The 26,511-nt window shown below is 67.1% G+C and carries 23 protein-coding genes; 20 read left to right on the top strand and 3 right to left on the bottom strand.

Annotated features, from left to right (window positions below; all coding sequences use genetic code 11):
- Positions 1-5 precede the first annotated feature (5 nt).
- The 16 genes from ACV7NN_RS02680 (at position 6) to dnaE (ending at position 19,752) form a co-directional block, all read left to right on the top strand.
- The gene (locus tag ACV7NN_RS02680; protein WP_463348043.1) at positions 6-1,550 is read left to right on the top strand and encodes a Mur ligase family protein; all 1,545 of its coding nucleotides are present in this window, start codon (positions 6-8) and stop codon (positions 1,548-1,550) included.
- Positions 1,551-2,993, top strand: coding sequence for a UDP-N-acetylmuramoyl-tripeptide--D-alanyl-D-alanine ligase (locus tag ACV7NN_RS02675; protein WP_463348042.1), 1,443 nt, complete (start codon positions 1,551-1,553; stop codon positions 2,991-2,993).
- Positions 2,990-4,099: a phospho-N-acetylmuramoyl-pentapeptide-transferase gene (gene mraY / locus ACV7NN_RS02670; RefSeq protein ID WP_463348041.1), complete on the top strand. Its 1,110-nt coding sequence runs from the start codon at positions 2,990-2,992 to the stop codon at positions 4,097-4,099. Before ACV7NN_RS02675 ends, mraY begins: the two co-directional genes overlap by 4 nt.
- Positions 4,096-5,625: a UDP-N-acetylmuramoyl-L-alanine--D-glutamate ligase gene (gene murD / locus ACV7NN_RS02665; protein ID WP_463348040.1), complete on the top strand. Its 1,530-nt coding sequence runs from the start codon at positions 4,096-4,098 to the stop codon at positions 5,623-5,625. The genes mraY and murD overlap by 4 nt, the downstream gene beginning before the upstream one ends.
- A 152-nt stretch (positions 5,626-5,777) precedes the next feature.
- Positions 5,778-7,070 carry a putative lipid II flippase FtsW gene (gene ftsW / locus ACV7NN_RS02660; protein ID WP_463348039.1) on the top strand — a complete coding sequence of 431 codons (1,293 nt, stop codon included), beginning with the start codon at positions 5,778-5,780 and terminating at the stop codon, positions 7,068-7,070.
- Positions 7,067-8,143 carry a UDP-N-acetylglucosamine--N-acetylmuramyl-(pentapeptide) pyrophosphoryl-undecaprenol N-acetylglucosamine transferase gene (locus ACV7NN_RS02655; RefSeq protein WP_463348038.1) on the top strand — a complete coding sequence of 359 codons (1,077 nt, stop codon included), beginning with the start codon at positions 7,067-7,069 and terminating at the stop codon, positions 8,141-8,143. The genes ftsW and ACV7NN_RS02655 overlap by 4 nt, the downstream gene beginning before the upstream one ends.
- Before the next feature lie 71 nt (positions 8,144-8,214).
- Positions 8,215-9,612: a UDP-N-acetylmuramate--L-alanine ligase gene (murC, locus tag ACV7NN_RS02650; protein WP_463348037.1), complete on the top strand. Its 1,398-nt coding sequence runs from the start codon at positions 8,215-8,217 to the stop codon at positions 9,610-9,612.
- Between the two features lie 10 nt (positions 9,613-9,622).
- Positions 9,623-10,756, top strand: a complete 1,134-nt coding sequence (locus tag ACV7NN_RS02645; protein WP_463348036.1) for an FtsQ-type POTRA domain-containing protein — start codon at positions 9,623-9,625, stop codon at positions 10,754-10,756.
- A gap of 150 nt (positions 10,757-10,906) precedes the next feature.
- Positions 10,907-12,079, top strand: coding sequence for a cell division protein FtsZ (gene ftsZ, locus ACV7NN_RS02640; protein ID WP_463348035.1), 1,173 nt, complete (start codon positions 10,907-10,909; stop codon positions 12,077-12,079).
- Positions 12,045-12,746, top strand: a complete 702-nt coding sequence (locus ACV7NN_RS02635) for a YggS family pyridoxal phosphate-dependent enzyme (protein WP_463348034.1) — start codon at positions 12,045-12,047, stop codon at positions 12,744-12,746. The genes ftsZ and ACV7NN_RS02635 overlap by 35 nt, the downstream gene beginning before the upstream one ends.
- Positions 12,747-12,824: 78 nt before the next feature.
- Positions 12,825-13,325 (top strand): cell division protein SepF, encoded by a 501-nt coding sequence (locus ACV7NN_RS02630; protein ID WP_463348033.1) that lies wholly within the window; start codon positions 12,825-12,827, stop codon positions 13,323-13,325.
- Positions 13,326-13,390: 65 nt separating this feature from the next.
- The gene (locus tag ACV7NN_RS02625) at positions 13,391-13,690 is read left to right on the top strand and encodes a YggT family protein (protein ID WP_463348032.1); all 300 of its coding nucleotides are present in this window, start codon (positions 13,391-13,393) and stop codon (positions 13,688-13,690) included.
- A gap of 190 nt (positions 13,691-13,880) precedes the next feature.
- Complete coding sequence (locus ACV7NN_RS02620; RefSeq protein ID WP_463348031.1) at positions 13,881-14,657, top strand: DivIVA domain-containing protein; 777 nt, start codon at positions 13,881-13,883, stop codon at positions 14,655-14,657.
- Positions 14,647-15,276: a signal peptidase II gene (gene lspA / locus ACV7NN_RS02615; protein WP_463348030.1), complete on the top strand. Its 630-nt coding sequence runs from the start codon at positions 14,647-14,649 to the stop codon at positions 15,274-15,276. Before ACV7NN_RS02620 ends, lspA begins: the two co-directional genes overlap by 11 nt.
- A 6-nt stretch (positions 15,277-15,282) precedes the next feature.
- Positions 15,283-16,203: an RluA family pseudouridine synthase gene (locus ACV7NN_RS02610; protein WP_463348029.1), complete on the top strand. Its 921-nt coding sequence runs from the start codon at positions 15,283-15,285 to the stop codon at positions 16,201-16,203.
- 36 nt (positions 16,204-16,239) lie between these two features.
- Entirely contained in the window at positions 16,240-19,752 is a 3,513-nt protein-coding gene (gene dnaE / locus ACV7NN_RS02605) for a DNA polymerase III subunit alpha (protein WP_463348028.1), read from the top strand.
- Positions 19,753-19,774: 22 nt separating this feature from the next.
- Here the strand turns inward: dnaE and ACV7NN_RS02600 are convergent, their stop codons facing one another.
- Positions 19,775-20,317, bottom strand: a complete 543-nt coding sequence (locus ACV7NN_RS02600) for a flavin reductase family protein (RefSeq protein WP_463348027.1) — start codon at positions 20,315-20,317, stop codon at positions 19,775-19,777.
- 92 nt (positions 20,318-20,409) lie between these two features.
- On the opposite strand from ACV7NN_RS02600, the gene hisD reads away from it, so the two are divergent.
- The 3 genes from hisD to ACV7NN_RS02585 are packed head-to-tail and all read left to right on the top strand — an operon-like array spanning position 20,410 to position 23,345.
- Positions 20,410-21,723: a histidinol dehydrogenase gene (gene hisD, locus ACV7NN_RS02595; protein WP_463348026.1), complete on the top strand. Its 1,314-nt coding sequence runs from the start codon at positions 20,410-20,412 to the stop codon at positions 21,721-21,723.
- A gap of 53 nt (positions 21,724-21,776) precedes the next feature.
- Positions 21,777-22,250 carry a transcriptional regulator NrdR gene (gene nrdR, locus ACV7NN_RS02590; protein ID WP_463348025.1) on the top strand — a complete coding sequence of 158 codons (474 nt, stop codon included), beginning with the start codon at positions 21,777-21,779 and terminating at the stop codon, positions 22,248-22,250.
- Between the two features lie 36 nt (positions 22,251-22,286).
- A complete protein-coding gene (locus ACV7NN_RS02585; RefSeq protein WP_463348024.1) occupies positions 22,287-23,345 on the top strand; it encodes a quinone-dependent dihydroorotate dehydrogenase in 1,059 nt (352 codons plus the stop codon).
- Positions 23,346-23,377: 32 nt separating this feature from the next.
- Here ACV7NN_RS02585 and ACV7NN_RS02580 read toward each other — a convergent pair whose 3' ends face one another.
- The gene (locus ACV7NN_RS02580) at positions 23,378-24,337 is read right to left on the bottom strand and encodes an RNase H family protein (RefSeq protein ID WP_463348023.1); all 960 of its coding nucleotides are present in this window, start codon (positions 24,335-24,337) and stop codon (positions 23,378-23,380) included.
- Positions 24,338-24,339: 2 nt separating this feature from the next.
- On the bottom strand, positions 24,340-24,942 hold the full coding sequence (locus ACV7NN_RS02575; RefSeq protein ID WP_463348022.1) for a DUF3043 domain-containing protein: 603 nt from the start codon (positions 24,940-24,942) through the stop codon (positions 24,340-24,342).
- Between the two features lie 41 nt (positions 24,943-24,983).
- On the opposite strand from ACV7NN_RS02575, the gene ACV7NN_RS02570 reads away from it, so the two are divergent.
- Positions 24,984-26,432, top strand: coding sequence for a M20/M25/M40 family metallo-hydrolase (locus tag ACV7NN_RS02570; RefSeq protein WP_463351218.1), 1,449 nt, complete (start codon positions 24,984-24,986; stop codon positions 26,430-26,432).
- The last annotated feature ends 79 nt before the right edge of the window (positions 26,433-26,511 follow it).

Genomic DNA, 26,511 nt, shown 5'->3' with positions numbered 1-26,511 from the left:
GCCCCGTGACAGGATCGGCGCCCTCAACACTGCGCCCGGAGCATCCCGTCGCCCGACCGCTCGCACAACTCGTGGCGGAATTCGGGCTCGAATGCCGCGGTGAACTCGACGCTGTCGAGGTCACCGGCGTCGCCCTCAGTTCGGGCTCGGTCGAGCCCGGCGACCTGTACGTCGGCGTGCCGGGCAAGAACGCTCACGGTGCGCGGTTCGCTTCGGCGGCCGCGGCGGCAGGGGCGGTCGCTGTGCTGACCGACGAGGAGGGTGCCGCCATCGCAGCTGAATCCGGTCTGCCGATCATCGTCACGCAGGATGCTCGAGCAGCTCTCGGCGCGGTCTCCGCGTGGATCTACCGCACGGACGAGAACACGGCCACCCTGTTCGGCGTCACGGGCACGAACGGCAAGACCAGCGTCGTGTATCTGCTGAACGCCATCCTGGGCCAGCTCGGTGTCGTCTCGGGGCTCAGCTCGACGGCCGAACGGCGCATCGGCACCACTGCGATCTCAAGCAAGCTGACCACCCCGGAGGCGAGCGAGTTGCACGCTCTGCTGGCCAGGATGCGCGAAGAAGCGGTCCGTGCCGTCGCGATCGAGGTCTCCGCCCAAGCGCTCACCCGCCACCGCGTCGACGGCATCGTGTTCGACGTGGTCGGCTTCACCAACCTGAGCCATGACCACCTCGACGACTACACGGCGATGGACGACTATTTCGCAGCGAAGCTCGAACTCTTCCAGCCCGATCGCGCGCGTCGCGGCGTCGTTACGGTGGACTCCGACTGGGGCCGGACGCTCGTCGAGCGGTCGCGCATCCCGGTCACCACTCTGTCGAGTTCGGCGGGTGCAGACGCGGAGTGGACCATGACCGTCGTCGATGAGAGCGTCGACTACACCGAGTTCGTGCTCGAGGGACCGGATGGGCGCCACCTGCAGACGAGGGTCCCGCTCCTCGGCTGGTACATGGCCGCGAACGCCGCCATCGCGATCGTCATGCTCGTCGAGTCGGGCTACGACCTCGGCGCCATCGCCCAGGCTCTCGACCGCGACGGCGGAATCGACGCGTTTATCCCTGGCCGCGCGGAGCGCATCTCCGGGGATTCCGGCCCGGTCGTCTTCATCGACTACGGCCACAGCCCCGACGCGTTCCTCTCCACTCTGGGTGCACTCCGCAAGGTCACCGACGGCAGGATCGTCATGGTGTTCGGGGCAGACGGCGACCGCGACACGACGAAGCGCACCGACATGGGTGCGATCGCTGCGCGCGGTTCGGATGCCGTGGTCATCACCGACTTCCACCCGCGTTTCGAGGATCCCGCGACCATCCGCGCTGCCCTGCTGGAGGGCGCGCGCCACGCGGTGCCCGACCTCGAACTCTACGAAGTGCCTGACCCGCGCGCAGCGTTCCGCAAGGCGCTGTCACTCGCGGGTGAAGGCGATGTCGTGCTCTATGCGGGGCCCGGGCACGAGGACTACCAGGAGGTCGCGGGGGAGAGGATCCCGTACTCCGCGCGTGAGGACGCCAAGCTCGCTCTGCGCGAAGCGGGGTGGCTGTAGATGATCGAGCTCACCCTCGGAGAGATCGCAGAAGCGACGGCAGGCAGGCTCGTCGTCGGCTCGACCGGCGCGACGCCGGCCACGCCGGTGTCCGGTCTCTCGCACACGGATTCCCGGGATGTGACCCCGGGCTCCCTGTTCTTCGCCAAGCCCGGTGAATTCACCGACGGCCATCTGTTCGCACCACAGGCCGTCGAGAACGGCGCCGCCCTGATCATCGTCGACCACGAACTCGACCTGCCTGTGCCGCAACTGGTCGTGGACGACACGGTCGTCGCTCTCGGCGCCCTCGCGACCGCGGTCATCGCCAGGGTGAGGGCGAAGGGGCTTCTGAAGATCGTCGGCATCACCGGCTCGAACGGCAAGACCACGACGAAGAACCTGCTGCGCGCGATCCTTGAACGGGTCGGGCCGACCATAGCGCCACGAGCCTCGTTCAATAACGAGGTGGGCGCGCCCGTCACGATGCTCGAGGTCACGGACGAGACGGAGTTCCTGGTCGCAGAGATGGGCGCCAGCGGTATCGGCGAGATCAGCCGCCTGATCCGCATGGCACGCCCGGACATCGGGGTCGTGCTCAAGGTCGGGCTCGCCCACGCCGGCGAGTTCGGCGGGATCGAGGCGACCCTTCGGGCGAAGACCGAGATGGTCACCGACCTTCTTCCGACCGATGTGGCGATCCTCAACCTCGACGACCCGCGAGTGGCTTCCATGGCGGACAAGACGCAGGCGCGCGTCCTGTGGTTCGGGCTCGACCCGCGCGCGGACGTCCGCGCCACGGATGTGGTGTCCAGTGCGCAGGGAACCACGTTCACCCTCGTGCTTCCCACCGAGGGTGCAGCCGCGGATTCCGGGTCCGGCACCATCGAGCGCCCCGTCACTTTCCGAGTGCTCGGCGAGCACCATGTGATGAACGCCCTTGCCGCGGCGGCCTCAGCCCACACGCTCGGCGTCGGGATCGACGACATCGTCTCGGCGCTGGAGTCCGTCCAGCGGGCGGAGCGTTGGCGCATGGAGGTGATGGGCGGCGCTCGTGGCGTGTCGATCATCAACGACGCCTACAACGCCAGCCCGGATTCGATGGCTGCAGCGCTGAAGACGCTCGCCCAGATCGCCGGTCCCGGCGAGCGCACCGTCGCCGTTCTCGGCGAGATGAGCGAGCTCGGGGACTTCTCCGGTGAGGAGCACGACCGCATCGGTCTCCTCGCCGTCCGGTTGAACATCGGGCAGCTCGTGGTCGTCGGACCTGCAGCGCGGCGGATGCACATCTCGACGATCAACGAGGGATCGTGGGATGGCGAGTCCCTCTATTTCGACACGCCGGACGAGGCCTACGAGCACCTCGCATCCGCCCTGAAACCGGGCGACACCGTCCTGGTGAAGTCCTCCAACTCGGCCGGCCTCCGGTTTCTGGGCGATCGACTGGGAGAATTGTTCTCGTGAGAGCTCTCCTGACGTCCGGTGCCCTGTCGATGGCTTTCACCCTCTTCCTGACCCCCCTCTTCATCCGGCTCTTCCGCCGCCTGCAGTGGGGCCAGTTCATCCGCGACGACGGTCCGAAGAGCCACCACGCCAAGCGCGGGACCGCCACCATGGGTGGCATCATCATCATCCTCGGCACGCTGTTCGGCTATTTCACGGCCCTGATCATCACCGGTGATGTGACGAGCGTCTCGGCCCTCCTCGTGCTGTTCATGATGGTGGGACTCGGGGTGGTCGGCTTCATCGACGACTTCCTGAAGACCCGCAACCAGCGCAGTCTCGGTCTCGGGGGCTGGGCGAAGGTTGCCGGGCAGGTCGTGGTCGCCACGGTCTTCGCCATCCTCGCCATCAACTTCCCCGAGAACGGAGTGACCCCCGCCTCGACGAGCGTGTCGCTCATCCGGGACATCCCGATCGATTTCATGTCCCTCACCCGGTTCGGCGTGATCGGCGTCATCCTGGCGTACGGCCTGTACCTCTTGTGGATCAACTTCATCGTGACCGCCACCTCGAACGGCGTGAACGTCACCGACGGACTGGACGGTCTTGCGGCAGGAGCATCCATCCTGGCGCTCGGCTCGTACATCATCATTGGTTTCTGGCAGTCGATCCAGTCGTGCTTCACGAGCAAGATCGATCCGGCGAACATCTACAAGTGCTACGACGTGCGCGACCCGTTCGACCTGGCCATCATCGCGACAGCGATCGTCGGCGCCATCGTGGGCTTCCTGTGGTGGAACACGTCGCCGGCGCAGATCTTCCTCGGCGACACCGGTTCGCTCGCGCTCGGGGGAGCGGTCGCCGCCCTGGCTATCCTCAGCCACACCGAACTGCTGCTGCTCCTGATCGGCGGTCTTTTCGTGATCGAGGCCGGGTCGGTGATCGTGCAGCGCCTCTACTTCAAGCTGACGCACGGTAAACGCATCTTCCTGATGAGTCCGATCCACCATCACTTCGAATTGAAGGGGTGGGCTGAGATCACGGTCGTCGTCCGGTTCTGGATCATCGGCGGACTGCTGGTCGCCGCCGGCGTCGGCTCGTTCTACCTCGAGTGGCTCGCGCGATGACCGACGCGTCTTCGCCGCATCCGTCGGAATCACCGGAGGACCGGCTCGCGGGACTGACGAGCTGGCGATCGGACTGGTCGGGCCTCCGGGTCGCCGTCCTCGGGATCGGTGTCACCGGCTTTTCGGTCGCCGACACCCTGACCGAGCTGGGTGCGAGCGTGCTGGTGGTGGCGGCCAAGGCGGACGAGGAGCGCGCGATGCTCCTCAGCGTCATCGGTGCCGAGCTGGTCGAGGACCCCGACCTCGCCGATCCGCCCCCGCGGCTTCTCGAGTTCGACCCCGAGCTGATCGTCGTCTCGCCCGGCTTCCACTACGACCACCCGCTGCTGCGCTGGGCGGAGCTCCGGGCGATTCCGCTCTGGGGCGACGTCGAACTCGCCTGGCGGTTGCGCGACAAGGTGGGGGAGCCTGCCGACTGGATCACGGTCACCGGAACGAACGGCAAGACGACCACGGTGCAGCTCACCGCGACGATGCTCGCGGCAGCTGGGTTCCGCGCGGCGCCGTGCGGGAACATCGGAATCCCGGTGCTTGACGCGATCCGCGATCCGCAGGGTTTCGATGTCCTGGTGGTCGAACTCTCCAGCTATCAGCTGCACTGGATCAACCGCAATCCCGGTGGCGAGCTCTCTCCCTTCTCGAGCGCCTGCCTGAACATCGCCGACGACCACCTCGATTGGCACGGCTCTTTCGATGCCTACCGGGCTGCCAAGGCGAAGGTGTTCGACAACACCCAGACGGCGTGTGTCTATAACCGCGCCGACCCCGCCACGGAGCTGATGGTCGAGCAGGCCGAAGTGATCGAGGGCGCGCGCGCGATCAGCTTCGGCCTGGATGTGCCGGGTCCCAGCGGTTTCGGGGTCGTCGACGGCATCCTCTGCGATCGTGCGTTCCTCGAGGACCGCTTCACCAGCGCCATCGAGCTGACCACCCTCGACGACCTTCGTGAGGCGGGCCTCGCCGCGCCGCACGTCGTGGCGAATGTGCTGGCCGCCAGCGCGCTCGCGCGGTCGTACGGTGTCGAGCCCGGCGTCATCCGCGAAGTGCTCACCGCCTTCCGGCTCGACGCGCACCGGATCGAGCTGATCCGGATCGAAGGCGGCATCAGCTGGGTGGACGACTCGAAGGCGACCAACCCGCACGCGGCAGACGCCTCGCTGCGGGCGTTCCGGTCGGTCGTGTGGGTGGCCGGCGGACTGCTCAAGGGTGTCGAGGTCGAAGAGCTGGTGAAAGGCCACGCCGATCACCTGCGTGCGGCCGTTCTCATCGGCGTGGAGCGCGACCAGCTCCGGGATGCGTTGCGCCGCCACGCGCCCGACCTCCCGGTCTTCGAGGTCGAAGCGGATGCGCCGGCCGAGGTGATGCGCGCGGCGGTCCGGTTCGCAGCGGATGCGGCGCAGCCGGGAGACACTGTTCTGCTGGCGCCCGCGGCCGCATCCATGGACCAGTTCACGGACTACGCGGAACGCGGTCGTCATTTCCAGCAGGCCGTCAACGATCTCCTGGGCGACGAAACGGACGACTGACGGTCGCGGCAGCGCACCCTCCGTGGAGCGCGGTCCTGTGAAATCACGACTGCTCGCCGGGTCTGCGCTGGAAGGGCCGTCGCTGCCTCTAGTCTTCCGGTTGGGAGACGACCACGCGCGACAGCCACGTCCGCCAGAAAGCAGGTGACCGGATGACGAACCCACCCCGCAGCGTGCGCGCTCCCCGGGTGGCCGGCGTCGGTCGGCCGGTTCCACGCCAGACGCCGCATGAGCCAGAGCGCAGCCACGGCCAGGAGCGCGAGGATGCTGCCGGAACGTCCGCCCGCATCTCGCTCGGGCGTGTCTTCCAGGCCGAATCCGCGAACTACTTCATGCTCCTCGGCATCACCCTGTTCATGGTCGTGTTCGGGCTCGTGATGGTGCTCTCGTCGTCGTCCGTCGAGTCGCACACCGACACGGACAACTTCTTCTCGCGCTTCTGGTCGCAGGGGATCTATGCCCTTGTCGGCCTGCCGTTGATGCTGCTGGTCTCGCGACTCCCGACCGCGTTCTGGAAGAAGACCGTCTGGGTGTTCCTCGGACTCGCCTGCTTCCTTCAGCTGCTCGTGCTGGTCACGCCGCTCGGCGTCGAGATCGGCGGCAACCGCAACTGGCTCCGCATCGGCGGATTCGCAGGCCAGCCGTCCGAGGCGATCAAGGTCGCCCTCGTGGTGTGGCTCGGTGTCGTGCTCGCGCGCAAGCGGGACCTCCTCGACAACTGGAAGCACCTGGTCATCCCGGTCGTCCCTGTCGCCGGCGGTGCGATCTTCCTCGTGACCATCGGCGGTGACCTCGGGACGACCGTGATCATGGCGGGCATCGTCCTCGGTGCACTCTTCTTCGCCGGCGTCAAACTCCGTCACCTCGCGTTCGGCAGCATCGTGATCTCGGGTGTCGCGCTCCTCGTCGCGTTCTCCAGCAAGAGCCGTGTCGGCCGCATCATGGCGTTCTTCGGGGGTCATAGCGCCGCCAACCCCGATGTGACGTGGCAGATCAACAACGGCTTCTACGCCCTGGCCTCCGGAGGGGTCTTCGGTGTCGGCCTGGGCAACTCGCACTCCAAGTGGTCCTGGCTGCCGGCGGCGGACACCGACTTCATCTTCGCGATCATCGGGGAGGAGCTCGGCCTGATCGGCGCACTGGTGGTGCTCATCCTGTTCGTGCTGCTGGCGATCACGTTCCTCCGAATCATCCATGCGAGCAGCGACCCGTTCGCCAAGATCACGACGGCGGCGATCCTGGTGTGGCTGATCGCGCAGGCGTTCGTGAACATCGGCGTCGTGCTCGGGGTGATACCCGTCCTGGGCGTTCCCCTTCCCCTGATCTCCGCAGGTGGAACTGCGATGATCAGTTCCATGATCGCAATCGGCATCGTCCTTTCCTTCGCTCGGGAGACCAGTCGCGAGAACGAACGTGCCGCACGCGGGATCTCACCGCGCGCATGACGAACTACCTGCTCGCCGGCGGCGGTACCGCCGGCCATGTCAATCCGCTGCTCGCCGTCGCCGACCGGCTCCGACGCGATGACCCTGCAGCGAACGTCCTCGTGCTCGGCACGGCGGAAGGCCTCGAGGCGCGACTGGTGCCAGAGCGAGGTTACGAGCTGGCCACCATCCCTCGGCTGCCGTTCCCTCGACGGCCGAATGTCGCGGCAGCGCGTTTCCCCGCGGAGTACCGACGCTCGATCGCGCGCGTCGTCGCCCTGCTGGACGAGCGGGACATCGACGTCGTGGTCGGCTTCGGCGGCTATGCGGCGGCGCCCGCGTATTCGGCGGCCCGCAAGGCGCGCATCCCCCAGGTGCTGCACGAGGCGAACGCGCGGCCGGGCCTCGCCAACCGCCTGGGCGCGCGATACACCCCCTTCGTCGGTGTCGCGTTCGAGGGCACACGGCTGCCGCACGCTCGCTTCGTCGGGATGCCCCTGCGTGTCGAGATCGAAGAGCTCGACCGCGCGGCGGCGCGGCCCGCTGCTGCCGCAGAGTTCGGGCTCGACGTCGGTCGTCCGACGCTGCTGGTGACCGGCGGATCGCTGGGCGCGCGACGCATCAACCAGACCGTCTTCGATCGTGCCGCCCGACTGGTCGAGGCGGGCTACCAGGTGCTGCACATCCAGGGGGGTCGCGGTGAGCTGACCGACCCGGGGATGGAGCATTACCGCCTGCTCGACTACTGCGACCGCATGGACCTCGCCCTCGCGATCGCGGACGTCGCGGTCGCCCGTGCTGGCGCCGCAACGGTCTGCGAGTTCGCGGCCCTCGGCATCCCGGCGGTCTACGTGCCGTTCCCGGTCGGCAACGGCGAGCAACGTTTCAACGCCGCGGGCGTGGTCGGGGCTGACGGCGGAATACTCGTCGACGATGCCCGGTTCCTGCCTGAATGGGTCGACGAGCGGCTCATCCCTCTGCTTCGCGATCATGGACGCATGACGGCGATGGGGGAGCGGGCTGCGAGTGTCGGCGTGCGGGACGGTTCAGACCGCATGGTGTCGCTCATCCACTCTTCGCTCCCGGGAGCGTAGCGTCATACTGGAGGGTGCCGTGAGAGCGGCCGGTCGAACCGAGAAGTGAACCGAGAAGGAAAGCAATACACGTGATCAAGCCCGACCTGACCATGACCATCCCCGACGACCTCGGCGCTCTGCACTTCGTGGGCATCGGAGGATCGGGGATGAGCGGGATCGCCCGCCTGTTCCTCGAGGCGGGATACACGGTGACGGGTTCCGACGTGCGCGACTCGTCGAACGTGCACGCCCTCCGCGACCTGGGCGCGACGATCACGATCGGCCACGACGCGGCGAACGTCGGCGACGCGGACACCCTCGTCGTCACGGGTGCGCTCTGGCTGGACAACCCCGAATACGTTCTCGCCACTGAGAAGGGACTGCCGGTGCTCCACCGGTCCCAGGCGCTCGCCTGGCTGATCCACCACAAGCGGCTCATCGCGGTCGCCGGCGCTCACGGCAAGACGACCTCGACCGGCATGATCATCACGGGACTGCTCGGCATCGGCGAGGACCCGAGCTTCGTCAACGGGGGCGTCATCGAATCGCTGGGCGTCAGCTCCGCGACCGGCGACGGGGAGCTCTTCGTCGTCGAGGCCGACGAGTCGGACGGCAGCTTCCTGCTCTACGAGACGGCCGTCGCCCTGATCACGAACGTCGACCCCGACCACCTCGACCACTACGGTTCGCTCGAGGCGTTCGAGCAGGCGTTCGTCACCTTCGCGCAGGCGTCCAGCGAGCTCGTGGTCGTGTCCTCCGACGATCCGGGCGCCGTGCACGTCACGTCGAGGCTGACGGACAAGCGCATCATCACCTTCGGGGAGGCGGCGGATGCGGATGTGCGGGTCCACTCGATCGTCACCGACGGTCCGGTCGCCTTCACGCTCGCCTATGAAGGCTCCGAGTACAGCGCGAGGCTTCGCATCCCCGGCCGCCACAACGCGATCAATGCTGCCGGCGCTTTCGCCGTTCTTGCTGGCCTCGGGTTCGATCCGGCGGCCTCGCTCGATGCCATCGCGACCTTCGGGGGGACCGAGCGCCGGTTCGAACTGCACGGAACGGTGGGCGGCGTCAGTGTCTACGACGACTACGCGCATCACCCGACAGAGGTCGCCGCTGCATTGTCCGCTGCGCGCACCGTCGTCGGAGAGGGCCGGATCATCGCGGTCCACCAGCCCCACCTGTACAGCCGGACACGCCTGTTCGCGCAGGAGTTCGCGGCGACGCTCGAGCAGTACGCCGACGAGACGATCGTGCTCGATGTCTACGGCGCGCGGGAGGATCCGGAGCCCGGCGTGACCGGTGCGCTCGTGTCCGAACGGTTCGAGCATCCGGAGCATGTCGCCTTCATCGCCGACTGGCAGGACGCGGCAGACCACACCGCCGAGATCGCCCGCGACGGAGATTTCGTGATCACCCTCGGCTGCGGGGACGTCTACCGCATCGTTCCCCAGTTGCTCGATTCGCTGCGGCGCGTCCGCGGCTGACCCGCTCGGCATGAAGCGTCCCCAAGGTTTCGACCGGCCGCCGCTGCCGCCGTCCGTGCCTCCGCGCACCGCGACAGCCCGCGCATCCGGTTCGTCGCGCCCGCCGAAGGCGACGCCACAGTCGAACACGCCGACCGGTCACTCACCAGCGGATGACCGGCTCATCACCGAGCCGATCCCGCTGGTCGGCCCCAAGGCGACTGCTCGCAGCGCGTCGGCGTCTCCGCGGGGTGCCGGCGAGCCGGCCTCGACGTCCGCCGAGTCGACGCCCGGGGCTGCATCGACGAGCACATCTCCCACGGCGACAGAGACCGCCGAGCCACGACGTCGCGGCGAAGCGGACGGCCCGGATCGCGCACCCTCGAATCGCGAGATCCGAAGTGCCCTGCGCCGGGCGCGCAAAGACCGGGCCCGTGTCGAGCGCGGCGAGGTGCGCCGGTTCACCAAACGTTCGCGACGGCGGCGGATGATGTGGATCGGCGCTGCGGGCACGGCGGCTTTCCTCGTGGTCGCCGTCACGATCACGGCGTTCTCCCCGCTGATGGCGCTGCGCACGATCGATGTGGAGGGGACCAGCCGGATCAAGGCCGCCGCGGTCGCCGCTACCCTGAAGGACCAGCTGGGCCGGCCGCTCCCGCTGGTCGACTTCACTGCGGTCCGGGCCGACCTGGCCGCCTTCCCGCTGATCCGCAGTTACAGCACGGAGAGCCACCCGCCGAGCACGCTGGTCGTGCGGATCGTCGAGCGGGTCCCGGTCGGCGTCATCACCGACGGGAAGGCGTACCGGCTCGTGGACGCCGCCAAGGTCACCATCAGCCAGGGCGCCACGCGTCCGGCGGGTTATCCGATCATCCGTGCTTCGGGTGCCTCCGGCAGCCCGGATGCGCAGAGCGGCTTCGATGCGGCCGTGGCTGTGTTGCAGGCGCTTCCGGCGAACGTGCTCAGCACCGTCGATACGATCACGGCCGCCACGAAGGACGACGTGACGTTCACAATGCTCGGGAGCGGTGCGAAGGTCGTGTGGGGGAGTTCCGACCAGTCGGAGCTCAAGGCCGCCGATCTCGCGGCGATCATGAAATCGGCGGGCGCGACCTCCGGCAGCGTCTTCGATGTGTCGTCGCCGCACAGCGTCGTCAGGAAGTGATCAGGCGCTCAGTGCACACTGGACTTTGGCGACACGCGGGGCGCCTACCCGGGCGTGGGCGGGCGACACCTAACGTCGAATCAGGAATTGCATACTGAGCATAACTTTAAGCCTCGACTTGAGGTTGAAGGTTCCCAGCGGAGGCCGGACGTGACATCAAACCAGAACTACCTCGCCGTGATCAAGGTCGTCGGCATTGGCGGTGGCGGCGTTAACGCCGTCAACCGGATGATCGAACTCGGGCTTCGCGGCGTCGAGTTCATCGCCATCAATACCGACGCCCAGGCACTCCTGATGAGCGACGCCGACGTCAAGCTCGACGTCGGCCGCGAGATCACCCGCGGGCTCGGCGCCGGGGCGGACCCCGAGGTCGGCCGTCGCGCGGCCGAAGACCACGCCGAAGAGATCGAAGAGGCGCTGGCCGGTGCCGACATGGTCTTCGTGACCGCGGGCGAGGGCGGCGGAACCGGCACCGGCGGCGCGCCCGTCGTCGCCCGGATCGCGAAATCGATCGGTGCGCTGACAATCGGTGTGGTGACCAAACCGTTCGGCTTCGAAGGCAAGAGGCGTTCGGAGCAGGCCGAGGCAGGCGTCGTCCGACTCAAAGAAGAAGTCGACACCCTCATCGTCGTTCCCAACGACCGCCTCCTCGAGATCAGCGACCGCGGCATCAGCATGCTGGAGGCGTTCTCCACTGCCGACCAGGTGCTCCTCGCCGGTGTCCAGGGCATCACCGACCTCATCACGACTCCCGGACTCATCAACCTCGACTTCGCCGACGTCAAGTCGGTCATGCAGGGCGCAGGCTCGGCCCTCATGGGCATCGGGTCGTCGCGTGGAGCCGACCGCGCCATCAAGGCCGCAGAGCTGGCCGTCGCATCCCCGTTGCTCGAAGCGAGCATCGACGGTGCTCACGGTGTGCTGCTGTCCATCCAGGGTGGCTCGAACCTCGGTATCTTCGAGATCAACGACGCTGCACGGCTCGTCCAGGAAGCAGTGCACCCCGAGGCGAACATCATCTTCGGCGCGGTGATCGACGACACCCTCGGCGACGAAGTGCGGGTGACCGTCATCGCAGCCGGCTTCGACGGCGGCGAGCCCGGCGGCGGCCGTCCGGGCGCCGATGCCCGGCGTACGACCTTCGTCGCCTCGGGAGCTGCGGGCTCAGAGCTTCCCGACACCCAGGCGCTCGACCCGGTGGACATCCCTGCCCCTGCCACCGCCTGGTCAGCCGCCGAGAGTCCCGTCGCAGATGCGGCCCCCATCGACCCCGCCTTCGACGACGAGAATGACGACCTCGACATCCCCGACTTCCTCAAGTAGCGCTCTCGCGGAGCGGCTCGCCGCAGCGCGTCGAAGCATCGCGGATGCCGCCCGCGCTGCCGGACGCGACCCGGAGGAGCTGACCACCATCGTCGTGACCAAGTTCCATCCGGCCTCGCTGGTGCGCGAGCTCGCCGCGCTGGGCGTGACGGATGTCGGCGAGAACCGCCACCAGGAAGCGCAGGCCAAGGCCGCGGAACTCTCCGACCTGCCGCTGACCTGGCATTTCGTCGGGCAGTTGCAGAGCAAGAAGGCACGCCAGGTGCGGTCGTACGCGAAAGTCATCCATTCGATCGATCGCGGCGCACTCGTCGATGCGCTCCGCTCCGAGGAATCCACGATCGACTGCTTCGTCCAGCTCAACCTGACGCGGGATCCCGCCAGGGGCGGGATCGCGGACGCCGAGCTGGAGCACCTGGTGGAGCATGTGCTCGAGACGTCGGGCCTCCGCCTGCTGGGCGTGATGGCCGTTGCCCCCGTGGACGAGGACCCGCGCGCGGCGTTCGCCCGGGTGCGAAGCGCATCCGACCGGGTCCGGCTCCTCGCGCCGGCGGCGACGGCGATCTCAGCGGGGATGAGCCAGGATTTCGCGGCAGCGATCGCCGAAGGGGCGACACACCTTCGCATTGGCACCGCCATTACCGGGAAACGGCCGGACCACGGTTAATCTCGAAGAGAAGGTTCCGTCCGATGCGGCAGCGCATCGACCCGGTTCACACGCGCGAAGGTTTACACGGAGGATGCGATGACCAACCCGCTGAAGAAGACGATGGTCTACCTCGGCCTGGCCGACGAAGAGCTCGAGTACGACGAGCAGCCGGTGCAGCAGCACCAGCCCCAGGCGCATCCGTCTCCTGTCGCACCCGTTCCCCATCCCGCTCCGGTCGCCCCTGCGCCCGGTCGCGCACCGGTGACGCCGCTGCGCAAGTCGAACTCCGCACGGAATGCGACGGTCCAAGAAATGAACGAGATCCTCACGGTCCACCCCCGCCAGTACCGCGATGCCCAGGTCATCGCCGAGTCCTTCCGCGAGGGCATCCCCGTCATCATCAACCTGTCCCAGATGAGCGAAAGCGACGCGCGTCGCCTCATCGACTTCGCCAGTGGCCTCTCGCAGGGTCTGTACGGCAAGATCGAACGCGTGACCGCGAAGGTGTTCCTGCTCTCGCCGTCCCACGTGGTCGTCTCGGGCGAGCACGGCGGCCAGGACGCCGAGGTCGAAGCCTCCTTCTTCGCCCAGGGCTGAGCGGAGCGGTCTCACGCAGACCGGTCGATGACCGGCCTTCGCGCGCGCTCCCTCATACTTAACTCGTGTCCTCTGTCGTCTCCATCCTCGCGAGCATCGTCTATTACCTCCTGCTGCTCTATTTCTTCCTTCTGTGGGCACGGTTCGTCGTCGACCTTGTGCGGGCCTTCAGCCGCTCGTGGCGGCCTCACGGCTTCGGACTCGTCCTCGCTGAATCCATGTACGTGGCCACCGATCCGCCCATCAAGTTCTTCCGCAAGCTGATCCCGCCGTTGTCGATGGGTCCGGTGGCGATCGACTTCGGGTGGAGTCTCACGATGCTGGTCGTCATCATCGGTCTCTACGTCACCGTCCTGTTCCGCTGAGGTCGGGCGGCGCTTCGCCGATCTGATGTGGATTTCGGCGCGGTCGCTCGGCGTTGCGCGCGGAGCCGGGCTGTAGTGTTGGTCGAAGCCGACGCTGGCGTGTCGTGCGGCGTGCGGACCTCGGTTCGACTTTGCTAGCGTTGGCTGAACACGATTTCTGTTCGCATTTCAAGATCTAAGGTGGCTTGACATGGCGCTGACTCCGGAAGATGTAGTCAACAAGCGTTTCCAACCGACGAAGTTCCGTGAGGGCTACGACCAGGACGAGGTCGACGACTTTCTCGACGAGGTCGTCGTCGAGCTCCGTCGGCTCAACCAGGAGAACGAGGAGCTGAAGCAGCGCCTCGTCGCGAGCGACTCGCGCATCGCCGAGCTCCAGCGCAGTGGGGCACAGGCCGCACAGGCCACCCCTGCGGCTCCCGAGCCGGCCACCGTTGCGGCACCGGTCGTCGCCGCCGCCGCCCCTGCTGCTCCCGCGTACGCCGCGCCGACTCCAGTCGACGCGAACGCGGTCGACCCGTCGAGCACCAACAACCTCCTCCAGCTGGCTCGTCGCCTGCACGAAGAACACGTGCGGGAGGGCATCGAGAAGCGCGACGCGCTGATCGCCGAAGGCCACGCCACCGCCGCACGGGTCGTCGCAGAGGCGGAGTCCAAGCAGCGCGCCCAGATCAGCCAGCTCGACCAGGAGCGCGCGCTCCTCGAGCACCGCATCGACGAGCTCCGCACGTTCGAGCGCGAATACCGCCAGCAGCTCCGGAACTACATCGAGGGCCAGCTGCGCGACCTCGAGACGTCGAGCGTCTCGGGCACCGGCAGCTACGCGGCGCCGGCTTCGGCGAGCCAGTCGTCGGCCTCCGGGCAGGTACCCGTCGTAGCCTCGGCTCCGGCCACCGCGCTTCCCGCGGCGGATGGCTCGCAGGAGTCGGCTCCGCAGCCACCGACGTTCCAGGGCTTTGGAGGCTAGCGCCAGGGCGAAGGTCAGCGTTCGGGCGCTCGTCGTTCTGGCCATCGTCGCACTGTGCGTGTATGCGATCGACCAGATCACGAAGTTCCTCGTCGTCAAGAACCTCGTCGAAGACGAGCAGATCCAGGTGCTGGGTCAACTCCTTCAGTTCCGTTTCGTGAAGAATTCGGGTGCGGCTTTCTCCATCGGGAGCGGGTCCACCTGGATCTTCTCCATCGTCGGCGTGGGCGTGCTGATCTTCGTGATCTGGTACGCCCCCAAGATCAAGTCCGTCGCATGGGCTGTCCTGTTCGGGCTGCTCCTCGGCGGTCTTCTCGGAAACCTGACCGACCGGCTCCTGCGCGAGCCAGGGTTCGGCATCGGGCACGTGGTCGACTTCATCCAGATCCCGCTCCTGCCGGCGATCTTCAACATGGCCGACGTCGCGATCGTCTCGAGCATGGTGCTGTTCATCATCCTCACCATCCGCGGTGTCGGACTCGACGGGTCCCACCACGGTCACGGCGGGGGCTCGGGAACGGCATCTGCCGTCGACGGCGGTGTGAGCGCCACATCCGACTCCGGCAGCCCCGACGGCGAGACACCGCTCAGCCCGGAGTCGCGCTCCGACGCAGCGTAGGCCGCTATGGAGTCACGAAGCCTCCCGCTTCCGGACGGCCTCGACGGCACACGCGTCGACGCGGGCATCGCGAAGCTCCTCGGATTCTCGCGCAGCTTCGCCGCGGAGATCGCCGAGGCCGGGGGAGTCACCCTCGACGGTTCGGTCGCCGGCAAGTCCGATCGGCTGCGCGCCGGCAGCTGGCTCGAGGTGGTCTGGGAGCCGCGGACCGAAGCGGTCATCGTGCCGATCGCGGTACCCGAACTCACGGTGGTCTACGACGACGACGACTTCGTGGTGATCGACAAGCCCGTCGGTGTCGCAGCGCATCCGTCAGTCGGGTGGACCGGGCCGACCGTCCTCGGGGCCCTCGCCGCCGCAGGCTTCCGCATCTCCACGTCAGGCGCAGCCGAGCGCGCGGGGATCGTTCACAGGCTCGACGCAGGCACGAGCGGACTGATGGTCGTGGCGAAGTCCGAGCGAGCGTATACGGCACTCAAGAAGGCGTTCCACGACCGCCAGGTTGAGAAGATCTACCACGCTGTCGTGCAGGGACACCCCGATCCGCTCGCCGGCACGATCGACGCGCCGATCGGGCGGCACCCGCGGTCCGACTGGAAGTTCGCGGTCATCGCCGACGGCAAGCCGTCCGTAACCCACTACGAGACGATCGAAGCGTTCCCGGCAGCGAGTCTGCTCGAGATCCATCTGGAGACCGGCCGGACGCATCAGATCCGCGTCCACATGGCTGCGCAACGCCATCCGTGCGTGGGCGACTCGATGTACGGAGCTGATCCGACGCTGTCCGCCAGGCTGGGGCTCACCCGGCAGTGGCTTCATGCCGTCCAGCTCGCGTTCAACCATCCATCCACGGGCGTGTGGGTGAGTTTCACAACCGACTATCCGGCCGATCTCCAACACGCGCTCGATGTCCTCCGCGACAATTAGGCTAGACATCCACCACCATCGCCAGACGGAGAAACAGTGCCATCAAGCGGCGACTCGTTCGTTCACCTGCACGTCCACAGCGAGTATTCGATGCTCGACGGGGCCGCGCGCGTCAAGCCTCTGATCGACGCGGCCGTCGAGCAGGGGATGCCTGCCGTCGCGATCACCGACCACGGCAACGTCTTCGGCGCGTTCGACTTCTGGAAGACCGCGACCGACGCCGGCATCAAGCCGATCATCGGCACGGAGGCCTATCTGACACCGGGTACGGCGAGGCAGGATCGAACACGTGTCCGCTGGGGCGACGGCGGTGAAGACGACGTGTCCGGCGCCGGCTCCTACACGCACATGACCCTCCTCTCGGCGACCACGCAGGGCATGCACAACCTCTTCCGGTTGTCATCCCGCGCCTCGATCGAGGGCTACTACTTCAAGCCGCGCATGGATCGCGAGCTGCTGAACCAGTACTCCGACGGGCTGATCGCGACGACCGGCTGCCCGAGTGGTGAGGTGCAGACGAGGCTCCGGCTCGGGCAGTACGACGAAGCGAAGAAGGCCGCAGCGGAGTTCCGCGACATCTTCGGCAAAGAGAACTTCTTCTGCGAGATCATGGACCACGGTCTCGGCATCGAGCGGCGCATCATGAGTGACCTGATCCGTCTGGCGAAGGAGCTCGACCTGCCTCTGGTCGCCACGAACGACCTCCACTACACGCACGCGCACGACTCGACCAGCCATGCAGCGCTGCTCTGCGTGCAGTCGGGCTCGACGCTCGACGACCCGAACCGTTTCAAGTTCGACTCCGAGGAGTTCTATCTCAAGTCCGCTGCGCAGATGCGCCAGCTCTTCCGCGACTACCCGGAGGCCTGCGACAACACCCTCCTGATCGCCGAGCGCTGCGACGTGAAGTTCAACACCTCCGCGAACTACATGCCGCGCTTCCCGGTTCCGGCGGGCGAGACGGAGGAGACCTGGTTCATCAAGGAAGTCGAGACCGGACTTCACGAGCGGTACCCCGCGGGCATCCCGGAGGAGGTCCGCAAGCAGGCCGACTACGAGATCGGCGTGATCTCGCAGATGGGTTTCCCCGGCTACTTCCTGGTGGTCGCCGACTTCATCAACTGGTCCAAGCGCAATGGAATCCGGGTTGGACCGGGTCGTGGATCCGGTGCAGGCTCGATGGCGGCGTACGCCATGAAGATCACCGATCTCGACCCGCTTCGTCATGGCCTGATCTTCGAGCGGTTCCTCAACCCCGACCGCGTGTCGATGCCCGACTTCGACGTCGACTTCGACGACCGCCGTCGCGGTGAAGTCATCAAATACGTTACGGAGAAGTACGGCGAGGAGCGCGTCGCGCAGATCGTGACCTACGGCACGATCAAAGCCAAGCAGGCACTGAAGGACTCGTCCCGCGTGCTGGGGTTCCCGTTCGGGATGGGCGAGAAACTCACCAAAGCGATGCCACCGCCCGTCATGGGCAAGGACATCCCACTCACGGGCATCTTCGACCGCGAACATCCGCGCTACAAAGAGGCCGCCGACATCCGCAGTGTCGTCGAGATGGACGCCGAGGCGAAGACCGTGTTCGACACGGCGCTCGGTCTCGAGAACCTGAAGCGCCAGTGGGGCGTGCACGCCGCGGGCGTGATCATGTCCTCCGATCCGCTCATCGACATCATCCCGATCATGAAGCGGGAGCAGGACGGGCAGATCGTCACGCAGTTCGACTACCCGGCCTGCGAATCGCTCGGCCTCATCAAGATGGACTTCCTGGGGTTGCGCAACCTCACGATCATCAACGATGCGCTCGACAACATCGAGGCCAACCGCGGCATCCGCCCGGTGCTCGAAGAGCTGGAACTCGACGATCGCGCGGCATACGACCTGCTCTCGCGGGGAGACACCCTCGGCGTGTTCCAGCTGGACGGCGGCCCGATGAGGTCCCTGCTGCGCCTGATGAAGCCGGACAACTTCGAAGACATCTCCGCGCTGATCGCCCTGTACCGGCCGGGCCCGATGGGCGCGAACTCGCACACCAACTATGCCCTGCGCAAGAACCACCTGCAGGAGATCACGCCGATCCATCCCGAGCTCGCAGAGCCCCTCGCCGAGATCCTCTCGACCAGCTACGGCCTGATCATCTACCAGGAGCAGGTGATGGCGATCGCGCAGAAGGTCGCTGGATTTTCGCTCGGCCAGGCGGACATCCTCCGCCGCGCGATGGGCAAGAAGAAGAAGTCGGAGCTCGACAAGCAGTTCGAGGGCTTCGCTTCCGGAATGCAGGCGAACGGCTACTCGATGGATGCCGTCGGCAAGCTCTGGGAGATCCTCCTCCCGTTCTCCGACTACGCCTTCAACAAAGCGCACTCCGCCGCGTACGGAGTCGTCTCGTACTGGACCGCCTATCTCAAGGCGCACTACCCCGCGGAGTACATGGCTGCTCTGCTCACCAGTGTCGGCGACTCCAAAGACAAGATGGCCATCTATCTCAACGAGTGCCGCCGGATGGGCATCAAAGTGCTGCCACCCGATGTGAACGAATCGATCGGATTCTTCGCCGCTGTCGGGTCCGACATCCGCTTCGGCCTCGGGGCGGTCCGCAACGTGGGCACGAACGTCGTCGACGGCATCCGCGCGGCGCGTGAGGCGAAGGGCCGTTTCGAGTCGTTCCACGACTTCCTGGCCAAGGTTCCCATCCACGTCGCCAACAAGCGCACGATGGAATCCCTGATCAAGGCGGGTGCCTTCGACTCACTAGGTGCAACGAGGCGCGCGCTCGTCGAGATCCACGAAGACGCCGTCGAATCTGCGGTCAGCCTCAAGCGAAACGAGGCGAACGGGCAGGTCGACCTCTTCGCCGGGATGTTCGAGTTCGACGAGGTACACGAGCGCGTGCCCGACCGGCCGGAATGGGCGAAACGGGACAAGCTCGCTTTCGAACGCGAGATGCTCGGACTGTACGTGTCCGACCATCCGCTCGCCGGTCTCGAACTCCAGCTCGCGAAGCACGCCAGTACGGGCATCGCCGACCTCATCGCTTCGGAATCGACCCAGGACGGCGAGACGGTGACGATCGCCGGCCTGGTCACCTCGGTGCAGCACCGCACGGCGAAGAACTCCGGCAACCAGTACGGCATGATCCAGGTCGAGGACTTCGGCGGCGAGATGACCGTCATGTTCATGGGCAAGGCGTACCAGGAGTTCGCACCGGCGCTCATCGGAGACTCGATCGTCGTCATCCGCGGTCGCGTCAGCATGCGCGACGACGGCATGAACCTGCACGCCTTCAGCCTGTTCACGCCCGACCTGGGGCAGAGCCTGGGCTCAGGACCCCTCGTGATCTCGCTGCCCGACCAGCGGGCGACGACGGACACGGTCAAAGCGCTGAACGACGTCCTCATCAGGCATGCCGGCAAGAACGAAGTGCGGCTCAGGCTGATCAAGGGCCAGACGGCCCGGGTGTTCGAGGTGCCGTACCCGGTGTCGGTGAGCGCAGATCTCTACGGCGAGCTGAAAGGTCTGCTCGGACCCAACTGCCTGAGCTGAGCCGACACCTATCGCGGCACCGTCAGGCAGGCTCGCCGGGCGCGAAATACGTTCGCTCGTGGTACAGCAGTGGTGAGTCGTCTTCGCCGAGCTCGCCCTGCTCGATCTGAACGACGACGACGGCGTTCGTGTGCACCGGGAAGCGCTCGACGATCCTGCCGATCATCCAGCTCGTCACATCCTTGATGATCGGGAGACCGTGCGGTCCCGGATACCAGTGGTCGCCGACGAAGCGCTGGGTGTTCTCGGCGGAGAGCTTCTGGGCTACGGCACGGTTGCGCACGCCGAGCGTGTGGATGACCAGTCGATCGGTCTCGGCGAGAGCGGGCCAGCTGGACGCGCTCCTGGCGATGTTGAATGTGGCAAGCGGCGGCACGGCCGCCAGCGAAGCCAGGGAGGTCGCCGTGAACCCGACAGGGTTTCCGTGGGTATCGAGCGCTGTGATGATCGCGACGCCCGCCGCATGCCGTCGGAAGCTCTGCCGGAAGGCCGCCAGGTCAGGGGTGACGTCGGGCTCCACCCGGTCGGAGGGCAGCCTGTTGTCGGGGAGCGCGAAGCTGTTCATACACATGCACGAAGCAGTCGGTGCCTCATGGTTATTCCTTGCCTGTGGAGGGAACGGGGCACGAAGGCCGGAACGGATAGGCTTGACGGGCCATGATGCAGACCATCGATCTTCGCGGAATCCAGCCTAATTGCGCCGACTTCACCAGTCTGGTGCCGCGGCCTGCCGTCGATGTCAGTGTTGCACTGCATGTCGCGACCGACCTCATCGACGACGTTCGGGCCCGCGGCCGCGAGGCACTCGACGAGCAGGCCGAGAAGTTCGACGGCGGCCGTGCGAACACGATTCGCGTGCCGGCCACGGAGATCGAGGCAGCGGTCCGGGCGCTTCCGGCGGATGTCCGGGAGGCGCTCGAAGAAGCGATCGTCCGCGTCCGTCGGGCCACCGCCGCTCAGGTCCCCGCAGAGGCGACGACGACGATCGGTCCCGGTGCCTCCATCGTGCAGCGGTGGCAGCCCGTGGCCCGCGCCGGGTTGTACGTGCCGGGCGGCAAAGCCGTCTATCCGTCCAGCGTGATCATGAACGCAGTGCCGGCCCAGGTCGCCGGCGTCGGTTCGATCGCCCTCGCGAGTCCGCCGCAGCGCGCGTTCGGCGGCGCTGTGCATCCGACCATCCTCGGCGCGGCCGGACTGCTCGGCATCGACGAGGTCTACGCCATGGGTGGTGCGGGAGCGATCGGTGCGCTCGCATACGGAGTCGCGGACATCGGCCTCGATCCTGTCCAGGTCATCACGGGTCCCGGCAATATCTATGTCGCCGCAGCGAAGCGGGTGGTGCGCGGCCAGGCCGGCATCGACTCGGAGGCGGGCACGACCGAGATCCTGGTCATCGCAGACGAGACCGCCGATGCGACCCTCGTGGCCGCAGACCTCGTAAGCCAGGCCGAACACGATGAGGCGGCGGCGGCGGTTCTCGCCACCGACAGTCCAGCCCTCGCTGACCAGGTCATGCGCGAACTCGAGCGCCTCGTTGCGACTACGCGGCACTCCGAACGGGTTGCGACCGCCTTGTCCGGTCCCCAGTCGGCGATCGTCCTCGTGGACGACCTGGCGGCCGCGGCGGTCTTCAGCAACGCGTACGGACCCGAACACCTCGAGATCCAGACGGCGGAACCCGAGGCTGTACTCTCGCAGATCGAGAACGCCGGTGCGATCTTCATCGGAGCGCACTCGCCGGTGAGCCTCGGTGACTATCTCGCCGGCTCGAACCACGTGCTGCCGACCGGCGGACAGGCGCGGTTCTCACCCGGGCTCGGGGCGTATACGTTCCTTCGACCCCAGCAGGTGATCCGCTACGACAAGGATGCGCTCGGCGTGGTGGCACAGCGCATCGTCGCCCTGTCTGGTGCAGAAGACCTCCCGGCCCATGGCGAGGCGGTCACCGCCCGCTTCCGGGCGGACCACTAGACCTGCACCGCCGTCGGCGGATGAGAAGCGAACTCGGTTAGGATTCGAGCACCATGTTCTGCCCTTTCTGCCGTCATCCGGACTCCCGAGTCATCGACTCACGCACGAGCGACGACGGGATGTCGATCCGCCGCCGCCGGCAGTGTCCCGAATGCGGCCGGCGATTCAGCACGACCGAGACGGCCAGCCTGAGCGTGATCAAGCGCAGCGGAGTGGCAGAGCCGTTCAGCCGGGAGAAGATCGTGAGCGGCGTCCGAAAGGCCTGCCAGGGGCGACCGGTGACCGACTCGGACCTCGCCGTGCTGGCCCAGAAAGTCGAGGAGACCATCCGGTCGACCGGCGCGTCCCAGATCGACGCGAACGACATCGGACTGGCCATCCTGCCGCCGCTGCGGGAACTCGACGAGGTGGCGTACCTGCGATTCGCGAGCGTGTACCAGGGGTTCGATTCGCTCGACGATTTCGAGGATGCGATCACTCAGCTACGTGTCGAGCACGGATCCGAGCGCGTCGACGCTTCCAACTGAGCCACTCGCTCCGGGTCCCGGTACGCTGACACAGGCATGTATCGCACACTCTTCTCCCTCGTCCTGTCGAAGCTCGATCCCGAGCGAGCACACCATCTGGCATTCGTCGTGATCCAGGCGTTGCCCACCCTCGGATTCGGACGGCTGGTGCGCCGTTTCACGCGCCCGGATCCATCGCTGAAGACGAACACCCTCGGACTCGAGTTCGACTCGCCGTTCGGTGTCGCCGCCGGATTCGACAAAGACGGCAAGGCGGTCGTCGGGCTCGGCCAGCTCGGTTTCGGCCATGTCGAGGTGGGCACGATCACCGCGATCGCCCAGCCGGGGAACGAGAAGCCACGGTTGTTCCGGCTCATCCCGGACCGGGCTGTCATCAACCGGATGGGCTTCAACAACGGGGGAGCGTCAGCGGCGGCCGATCGTCTGAGCAAGACGGCGCGGAGAACTGATCGCCCCGTTCTCGGCGTGAACATCGGGAAGAGCCGGGTCGTCGCCGTCGACGATGCCACCGAAGACTACCTGGCGAGCGCACGTGCACTCGCGCCGGTGGCCGACTACCTCGTGGTCAACGTCAGTTCGCCCAACACACCAGGACTGCGCGGTCTCCAGGAGCTCGAACAGCTGGAGCCGCTGCTCTCGGAGGTCAAGGCGGTAGCCGTGCGCGTTCCCCTTCTGGTGAAGATCGCCCCCGACCTCACCGACGACCAGGTCGAGAAGATCGCCGGCCTGGTCGTGCGGATCGGGCTGGACGGGATCATCGCCACGAACACGACGATCTCGCGTGATGGCTTGCGCACGGACGCGGCCGTCGTCGAAGCGGCCGGCGCAGGCGGTCTCTCCGGTGCACCGCTCGCCCCGCGGTCCCTCGAAGTGCTGCGCCTGATCCGATCCATCGTCCCAGCCGAACTCTGCGTGATCTCCGTCGGGGGAGTGGAGACCGCCGCCGACGTCGTGGAACGGCTCGCTGCCGGAGCAACCCTCGTTCAGGGCTACACGGCATTCCTGTACCGTGGGCCGCTCTGGGCGCGCCAGATCAACCGTGGCCTCGTCGCCCACCGTGACCTCGACGCCAACCGCGGCGCCGTCGACCGCTGAGCCGACGAGTCCATTGGGCCCGATCGTGCTGTTCAGGCTTCCGGAGTGCCCTGGTGGAAGCGCAGGCGCCAGCGTCCGTCGACGCGGACCCAGAGGGAGCTGCGCAGGGCGGAGCCGCGCGAGTCGGACGTCCGCGCGGTCAGCAGTATCGCATCCGTGGCCACCTGCTCGCTCCCGAGAAGCTCGAAGTCGACACGTTCTGTTTCCTGACCCGTGAGTTCGTTGACGATAGCGTCGCGGCTCCAGAGACGCCCGGAGCTCCCGATCTCTTCGAAATCGGCGTGCAGGATGGCCGCGGTGCGCGACGAATCCGCTCGCACGGCCGGGTCGAGCAGTTCGCGTTCGAGGAGAACCACCTGGTCCCGATCGTCGGGAGCCGCGATGAACTCCTCGTCGCCGAAAAGGTCCAGCTGGGTGGTCGTGGCTTTGGCGGCGGCGGGCACTTCGGGGCCGGTTTCGGCGGCCCCGAACCCCGCAGGCGTGGTCGTGCCAGGATGGGCCCCGGTTCCAGCGTGTGCCTCGCCTCCGCGCCCCGGCCATCCCGGTCCGATCGGAATCGGTGACCCGTTCTGGTAGGCGGTCGCTACCGCGCGTGCCCGCACATCCGCTGCTTCGTTCAGCTCATGACCGGCGTGGCCCTTCACCCACTCGAAGGTATACGTCCTCCCGATCGTCGCGCGGTCGAGCCGCTCGAGGAGCTCCCGGTTGAGCACGGGTTTGCCGTCCGCTTTGCGCCAGCCGCGGCTCTTCCACCCCGGGATCCACTTCGTGACGGCATTGATCACGTACTGGCTGTCGCACAGGATGCGCAGGTCGTCGTCGAGATGCGCGGTCGCATCGAGCAGGTCGATGACCGCCATCAACTCACCCTGGTTGTTCGTGCCGTGCGGCCAGCCGCCGGCCGCCCAGGTGGAGTCGTCGACGTACCACGCCCATCCGGCGGGACCGGGATTACCGAGGGCAGAGCCGTCCGCAGCAGCGACGATCGTCACGGTCAGCTGGGGTACTGTCCGCGCTTGACCTGCGGCTTCGGCAGACGGATGACACGCAGCTGCAGTGCGCGCATCGCTGCGTACCAGCGCACGCCCTTCTCGACCTTCGAGGCACCGAACTTGGCGCCGAGACGCCTGCGGACCATGAACCCGAGGAAGAAGCAGTCCAGTACGGCGATGATGAAGAACGCCCAGAGCGCGATGATGCCGTACAGCTGGACGTCGCGCTGCGGGAAGAACGTCAGCACGATGACGAGCAGCATGACCGGGATCATGAATTCGCCGATATTGAAGCGTGCATCGACGAAGTCGCGCACGTAGCGTCGCTGAGGACCGCGGTCGCGGACCGTGAGGTACTTGTCGTCACCGGCCGCCATGCCGACGCGGGCGCGCTCACGGGCCTCGGACGTCTTGATGCGCGCCTGGCGGGCGGCCTCTTTGCGGTCGTTCGGCACGAGGGGGCGCTTGCGTGCCGCCTCCTGCTGGCGGCGGGTCGGTGTCGGGGCTCCCTTGCCCGCGATCCGTGCCGCTGTCTCTTCTGCGGTCTCCTGGACCGGCTGGTTCGCCGGAGCGGTCGTGCCCGGCGTTGTGTCTCGTTTTGCCACGGTAAGCCCTCGATCGGTGTCCGCTTAAGATTACCTGCATGATGAACCCCCCACAGACGAATGATCCACAGCCGACTACGCCGGGAACGAACGGCGCCGATCCGGCCGCCCTCGAGGCGCGGGTGCGAGCTGCGGTCGAGGGCGGCATCCCGTCGACGATCGCCGACCTCTCGAACCTCGTCCGCATCCCATCGGTCTCGTGGGCGGCGTTCGACGCGGAGAACGTCGTGTCGAGCGCGCGTGCCGTGGCAGCGCTGCTCGAGGGGACGGGAGCCTTCGAAGCGGTGCGCGTGGCCCAGGCGCCGATCGGCGATGGCCCCGAGCTCGGTCAGCCGGCCATCCTCGCGACGCGTGCAGCCCGAAACGGGCGCCCGACAGTCCTGCTTTACGCACACCACGACGTGCAGCCGCCCGGCCGTGGCGAGGACTGGGAGACGTCGCCGTTCGAGCCGACCGTGCGCGGTGACCGCCTCTACGGGCGGGGCGCGGCCGACGACAAAGCCGGTGTCATGGCGCACGTCGCGTCGGTCCGCGCCCTGCTCGAGGCGCACGGCGACGATTTCGACCTCGGTCTCGCCGTGTTCATCGAGGGGGAGGAGGAGTTCGGCTCCCGGTCGTTCGCGAACTTCCTCGAACTGAACCGCGACGCTTTGGCGGCCGACGTGATCGTCGTGGCCGATTCCGACAACTGGGATCTCGACACCCCCGCACTCACCGTCGGCCTGCGCGGGAACGTCACATTCCGCCTGACCGTCAAGACGCTCGGCCACGCGTCGCATTCCGGCATGTTCGGGGGCGCGGTCCCGGATGCGATGCTCGCCATGATCCGGCTGCTGTCGACGCTGCACGCGCCGGACGGTTCGGTCGGCGTCGACGGCCTGGCGGAGCACGACGGCGAGACGCCGGCATACGACGAGAAGCAGCTCCGCCACGAGGCCGCCCTCCTGGACGGAGTCACCCCTGTGGGATCGGGTACGATTCTGAGCCGCATCTGGTCGAAGCCGTCGATCACGGTCACCGGCATCGACGCACCCAGCGTGGCCAACGCGTCCAACACCCTGGCGCCGTCGGTGGCGGTCCGCATCAGCGCGCGGATCGCGCCCGGGCAGAAGGCGTCGGACGCCTACGCCGCTCTCGAACGCCACCTGCGCGCGAACGCACCGTTCGGAGCGCACATCGAGATCGACGATGTGGACCTCGGCGACCCGTTCCTGGTGGACACGTCCGGCTGGGCTGTGGCGGAGGCCAAGCGGGCGATGGCGGATGCGTGGGGCGCCGATCCGGTCGAGATGGGCGTCGGCGGCTCCATCCCCTTCATCGCAGATCTCGTGCGCGTCTTTCCCGGCGCGCAGATCCTCGTCACCGGGGTCGAGGATCCGGATTCGCGTGCGCACAGCCCCAACGAGTCGCTGCACCTGGGCGTGTTCAAGCGGGCAGTGCTGACCGAAGCGCTCCTGCTTTCGCGGCTGGATCGGCGCACGACGGAATGATCACGGCGACTTTCGAGTTTTCCGACGTAGAATCTCGGTAGATTTCGATCGACACCCTTCACAACTCGTCAGGAGCGCT

The organism is Leifsonia sp. Ger2509 (assembly GCF_055231915.1).
The sequence above is the reverse complement of the archived record's forward strand: the minus strand, read 5'-3'. Positions and strand labels throughout refer to the sequence as shown.

Excerpts from the sequence above, each read along its gene's own strand:
- nrdR (WP_463348025.1), top strand. The coding sequence starts at position 21,777 with ATGTTCTGCCCTTTCTGCCGTCATCCGGACTCCCGAGTCATCGACTCA.
- ACV7NN_RS02645 (WP_463348036.1), top strand. The coding sequence starts at position 9,623 with ATGAAGCGTCCCCAAGGTTTCGACCGGCCGCCGCTGCCGCCGTCCGTG.
- ACV7NN_RS02570 (WP_463351218.1), top strand. The coding sequence starts at position 24,984 with ATGAACCCCCCACAGACGAATGATCCACAGCCGACTACGCCGGGAACG.
- ACV7NN_RS02635 (WP_463348034.1), top strand. The coding sequence starts at position 12,045 with ATGACGACCTCGACATCCCCGACTTCCTCAAGTAGCGCTCTCGCGGAG.
- hisD (WP_463348026.1), top strand. The coding sequence starts at position 20,410 with ATGATGCAGACCATCGATCTTCGCGGAATCCAGCCTAATTGCGCCGAC.
- ACV7NN_RS02630 (WP_463348033.1), top strand. The coding sequence starts at position 12,825 with ATGACCAACCCGCTGAAGAAGACGATGGTCTACCTCGGCCTGGCCGAC.
- ACV7NN_RS02610 (WP_463348029.1), top strand. The coding sequence starts at position 15,283 with ATGGAGTCACGAAGCCTCCCGCTTCCGGACGGCCTCGACGGCACACGC.
- murD (WP_463348040.1), top strand. The coding sequence starts at position 4,096 with ATGACCGACGCGTCTTCGCCGCATCCGTCGGAATCACCGGAGGACCGG.
- ftsW (WP_463348039.1), top strand. The coding sequence starts at position 5,778 with ATGACGAACCCACCCCGCAGCGTGCGCGCTCCCCGGGTGGCCGGCGTC.
- ACV7NN_RS02600 (WP_463348027.1), bottom strand. The coding sequence starts at position 20,317 with ATGAACAGCTTCGCGCTCCCCGACAACAGGCTGCCCTCCGACCGGGTG.
- ACV7NN_RS02675 (WP_463348042.1), top strand. The coding sequence starts at position 1,551 with ATGATCGAGCTCACCCTCGGAGAGATCGCAGAAGCGACGGCAGGCAGG.
- ACV7NN_RS02585 (WP_463348024.1), top strand. The coding sequence starts at position 22,287 with ATGTATCGCACACTCTTCTCCCTCGTCCTGTCGAAGCTCGATCCCGAG.
- ACV7NN_RS02655 (WP_463348038.1), top strand. The coding sequence starts at position 7,067 with ATGACGAACTACCTGCTCGCCGGCGGCGGTACCGCCGGCCATGTCAAT.
- ACV7NN_RS02620 (WP_463348031.1), top strand. The coding sequence starts at position 13,881 with ATGGCGCTGACTCCGGAAGATGTAGTCAACAAGCGTTTCCAACCGACG.